The 4,108-nt window shown below is 75.6% G+C and carries 5 protein-coding genes and 2 pseudogenes; 6 read left to right on the top strand and 1 reads right to left on the bottom strand.

What is annotated here, in order from left to right; translation table 11 throughout:
- From JNW87_RS35690 to JNW87_RS35700, 4 genes and pseudogenes are all read left to right on the top strand, one after another.
- Positions 1-794, top strand: a pseudogene (locus JNW87_RS35690) (ATP-binding cassette domain-containing protein); the annotation flags it as partial.
- Positions 795-851: 57 nt separating this feature from the next.
- The gene (locus JNW87_RS35695) at positions 852-1,226 is read left to right on the top strand and encodes a permease prefix domain 1-containing protein (protein ID WP_238455218.1); all 375 of its coding nucleotides are present in this window, start codon (positions 852-854) and stop codon (positions 1,224-1,226) included.
- Positions 1,211-1,345, top strand: a complete 135-nt coding sequence (locus JNW87_RS40045; RefSeq protein ID WP_255544758.1) for a hypothetical protein — start codon at positions 1,211-1,213, stop codon at positions 1,343-1,345. Before JNW87_RS35695 ends, JNW87_RS40045 begins: the two co-directional genes overlap by 16 nt.
- Positions 1,327-1,518: a hypothetical protein gene (locus JNW87_RS35700; RefSeq protein ID WP_238455219.1), complete on the top strand. Its 192-nt coding sequence runs from the start codon at positions 1,327-1,329 to the stop codon at positions 1,516-1,518. The genes JNW87_RS40045 and JNW87_RS35700 overlap by 19 nt, the downstream gene beginning before the upstream one ends.
- 80 nt (positions 1,519-1,598) lie before the next feature.
- Here JNW87_RS35700 and JNW87_RS35705 read toward each other — a convergent pair whose 3' ends face one another.
- The gene (locus tag JNW87_RS35705) at positions 1,599-1,940 is read right to left on the bottom strand and encodes a PadR family transcriptional regulator (protein ID WP_109804178.1); all 342 of its coding nucleotides are present in this window, start codon (positions 1,938-1,940) and stop codon (positions 1,599-1,601) included.
- A 149-nt stretch (positions 1,941-2,089) separates the two neighbouring features.
- Between JNW87_RS35705 and JNW87_RS35710 the strand changes: the two genes are divergently transcribed.
- Positions 2,090-3,013: a DNA primase gene (locus JNW87_RS35710; RefSeq protein WP_109804179.1), complete on the top strand. Its 924-nt coding sequence runs from the start codon at positions 2,090-2,092 to the stop codon at positions 3,011-3,013.
- Between the two features lie 42 nt (positions 3,014-3,055).
- Positions 3,056-4,108, top strand: a pseudogene (locus JNW87_RS35715) (transposase); the annotation flags it as partial.

Below are 4,108 nucleotides of genomic sequence, written 5' to 3' on the forward strand. Positions count from 1 at the left end.
GCGCGCCGCGCGGGGACCGAAGCCGCTCCCTCCGGCCACGACGTGCGATTCGACGAGGTGACCGTCAGGTACCGGACGGGGGCGGCCCCGCCCTGGACCGGGTCAGCCTCGACCTGCCGGCCGGCCGTCGGGTCGCCGTGGTCGGGCCGAGCGGGGCCGGCAAGAGCACCCTCGCGGCGGTGCTCACCGGCGCGGTACGCCCCGACACCGGCCGGGTCACCCTGGACGGGCTCGACGTGTCCGCGTACCCGGCCGAGGACCTGCCCCGGGCGATCGGCGGACTCCTCGCCGAGGCGTACGTCTTCCACGCCTCCGTACGGGAGAACCTGCTGCTCGGCCGCCCCCGAGCGAGCGAGGCGGAGCTGACCGCCGCGACCCGGGCGGCCGGCCTGCTCGATTGGGTACGCGCCCAGCCGGCGGACTGGGACACCGTGGTCGGCGAGGAGGGTGGGCAGCTCTCCGGCGGGCAGCGGCAGCGCCTCGCGCTGGCCCGGGCGCTGCTGGCCGCGCCGGCGGTGCTGGTGCTGGACGAGCCCACCGAGGGCCTCGACCCGGCCGCGGCCGACGCGGTGCTCGCCTCGGCGCTGGCCGCCACTCCGGCCGGGCACTCCGTGCTGCTGATCAGCCACCGGCTCAGCGGCCTGGCGGGGCTGGACGAGATCGTGGTACTCGACGCCGGCCGGGTGGTGCAGCGTGGCCGGCACGCCGAACTGGTGGCCCGGCCCGGCTGGTACCGGGAGCAGTGGCTGCTCCAAGCGGCGGCGGAACGCGGCTATCTGGCCCTGACTCCCTGAGCGGTCTCCGGGAAATCCCCGGACGCGCCGGGTGGGGCGGGGTGGCAGGGTGAGGCCATGCGGGGGTACGACGGCGTGCTCGTGGAGGAGCGCCTGCGGGAACTGGCCGGGCGCCTGCGTGGGCCGGCCCGGTTGAAGACCGACCTGCTCACCGAGGCGCGGCACGCGCTCCTGGACGCCGCCGAGGCGTACCGGGCGGACGGCCTGCCGGCGGCGGAGGCCGAGCGGCGCGCGGTCGCCGAGTTCGGCAGCTCTGCCCAGCTCGCCCCGGGTTACCAGGCGGAGCTGGCGGCCGGGGCGCTGCGCGGGCTGGCGGTGCGGGCGCTGGCGGTGGCGGTGGCGCTGATGGTGGGGGGCGATCTGACCTGGCGGGGCGCCCACTGGCGGGGCGGACCGCACCCGAGGGCTACCAGCTGTTGTCCGCCTCGCTGAACGGGATCTGGGGGACGGTCGCCGGGCTGGCGCTGGCCGGGCTGCTGCTGGGCTTCCTCGCCGCGCGGTACGGGTCGGCCCGGCTGCCCGCCTGGGGCGGGTGGTCGGCTTCGGCCTGACCGGCGCGCTGGGCGTCGGCGCGCTCGCCGGCGGCGCCCTGCTCGCCTGGTCGATCGGGCTCTGGCAGGCGGCCCTGACCTGGCCGCCGATGATGGTCGGGGCGGTGCTGGCGAGCGCGGCCTGGTTCGCCCTGGCCCGGGCCGCCCGGTCCTGGCTGCTGGCCATCCGGTGACGCGGTGGGCGCCTGCCCGCCACCGGTGCAGCGGGCGGCGCCGGGGGAACTCGCACCGGACGGGGCGGTGAGCCGTCTTCTCAGGCGGGTGCGGTCGGCGCTTGGTCGGCGCCGAGGAACCGGCCCACCGTCGCGCTGAACTCGCGCCAGCCGGCCCGCTCGCCGGCCAGCGCGCGCCCGCCGGCCTCGGTGAGCTGGTAGGTCCGTCGTTCCCGGCCGTTGACCGTGCTCCACGAGCTGGCGACGTAGCCCGCCCGTTCCAGCCGCCGCAGCGCCGGATAGATGGTGCCCGTGGGCAGGTCCAGCGTGCCGTCGCTGCGTGCCCGGAGCGCCTCGATGATCGCGTACCCGTGGAGTTCGCCCTGCTCCAGGACCGCCAGCAGCAGCGCGTCCAGGTGTCCGTGCAGCGCCTGGGCCTTCATGCGTAGTAACGCTACTTGTCCGCCCGCCGGGATGCCACCGGGGTGCGGTCCCGGCCTCGTCGGGTCGCCCACTAGGGTATGTGCCCAGAGTCACTCGGCGGCCGCAAGGTGCGCCGGGTGGGCAAACCCGAAAGCACACGGAGGTCAGCGTGGCCCGCCAGTCGCCCCAACGGCCCGACGCCGACGAGCCCGAGCTCGACGAGAGCACCGCGTCGGCGGCAGCAGACGAGGCGGAGGACGACCGCCCGGCGGCCGACCGCGCCCTCTGGGACGAGCTGCGGATCGACCCGGTGGAGATCGCCCTGCCCGCCGGCACCGGCTTCACCCTGCGCGCGTACCGGCCGGCGCGGGAGCTGACCCCGACCGACGTCGCCGAGCGCGACGAGGACGACCCCTTCCTGGCCCGCCGCCAGGTCGTCGAGGCCGAGGACGAGGACCAGGAGGTGGTGATCCTCGACGAGGAGTTCGCCGCCCTGTCCGAGGACGAGGACGAGGAGCGGCCCGCCGGTCGCCGGCGCGGCGCCGCCGAGGCGGCCGAGGAGAAGGCCGAGGCCGACGAGGACGAGGACGAGGACACCGCGGGCGACGAGGAGGTGCCCGCCTTCCTCAGCTACCGCGGCCGGCTGCTGCTGTTCAAGACGCCGGAGTCGCTGGTCAGCTTCGTCCGATCCGGCGCGCCCAACGACCTGTCCCAACTGGACAGCTGGACTGAACTGTCCGAACGGGTGGAACCGGCCGACATCGCCCCGCTGGACGAGGACACCTACGAGCTCGACCTGGTGGTGGAGAACCTCCGCGGCGGGCACGACACGTGGGACCCCACGCTCCTGATCGAGGCCGGCGAGGTTGCCCGTGACCTTGCGTACGCGCTGCGGCTACCCGCGGTGCTGGACATGCTCTCCGCGGGCTCCAGCCTCGACGACCTGGACGAGGCGCTGCGGGCGTCTGTCAACGGCGGAATCGGTGCTTTCCTGGGCCGACGGCGGCTGAAGAAAATCGGGGCACAAACCGCAAGTTTGGGTTGGCGCACCATTGTCGGCAAGATCTCTGCTGTCGTGGACTGGCGCGACTGACCCGTAACGGGGAGCATCAGTCTCTGGCAGAAGTAACGATCTGTGTCCCGGGAGGAGGACGACGCCGTGGCGCTCGTGCGCGTGTACTGCGGTCTGGCCTCGGCGGATCCGGCCGACCGACCGGCTTCGACCGGTTCGGCGCTGACGTCCGCTGTGGTCGACGACGCAGGCCGTCTGCTGCATGTCTGCGAGATCAGCGACGACCCGGCGGGCTACGCCCAGCTGGTCGCGCTGCTCGTGGAGCGGTCGGGCGGGCCGAGCGGTGCGGCCATCGCCGCCGACAGCGACGACCACACGGTCACCTCGCTGCTCAGCGCGGCCGGTCGTCCACTGGCGATCGCGGACGACGACTCGGTGGACGACTTCGCCGAGCGCTTCGCCGACGACGACTCCCTGGAGGAGATGCAGTCCCCGCCGGCCGAGCGTCGCGCCGTCGGGCTGGCCCGGGCGCTGCAGGCCGGCGCGCTCTCCGCGGTTACCCTGCCGGCCCCCCGCGACCTGGCCAACTACAAGCAGGTGCTGGCCGCGCACGCCGCCCTGGCCAACGGGCGGCACTCCGCCGCGGTGGCGCTGCGGGAGGTGCTGCGGGAGCTCTACCCGGCCGCGCTGCGGGCCTACCCGGACCCGGCCGGGCCCGTCTCGCTGGCGGTCCTCGACGCGCTGCCCGAGCCGGGCATGCTCGGCGGCACGGTCGCCCGGGGCCGCGAGGTTGCGGTCGCCGCGGACCCCGTCGCCGCGCACCTCGTCGCCGAGGGCGTCGCGCGTGCCGACCAGATCAACGACGCGATCACCGCCCTGCGGGTCGCCATCTCCGAGACGCCCCGCCGGGCCACGGTCAACCGGGTGCTCACCTCGGCAGTCGCGGAGACCGTGCGGCAGGCGGTCGCCTCCGTCCGGGCCTGCGACGCCGCCTGCGAGGCCCTGGTCGGCGCCCTCAGCGCCCGAGTCACCACGCCCGCTCCGGTTCCCGGCCGGCGGGCCGCCGCCCGTCGGAGCGAGCAGGTCGGCGAGCTCGCCGGTCTGACCGGCACCACCGCGACCGGCCTGCGGACGATCCGGCCCGCGGAGCCCGAGCCGGTGGGCCGCCGCAGCCGT

Source organism: Micromonospora sp. ATA51 (assembly GCF_016802855.1).
Taxonomy (GTDB): domain Bacteria; phylum Actinomycetota; class Actinomycetes; order Mycobacteriales; family Micromonosporaceae; genus Micromonospora; species Micromonospora sicca.

Excerpts from the sequence above, each read along its gene's own strand:
- JNW87_RS35695 (WP_238455218.1), top strand. The coding sequence starts at position 852 with ATGCGGGGGTACGACGGCGTGCTCGTGGAGGAGCGCCTGCGGGAACTG.
- JNW87_RS35705 (WP_109804178.1), bottom strand. The coding sequence starts at position 1,940 with ATGAAGGCCCAGGCGCTGCACGGACACCTGGACGCGCTGCTGCTGGCG.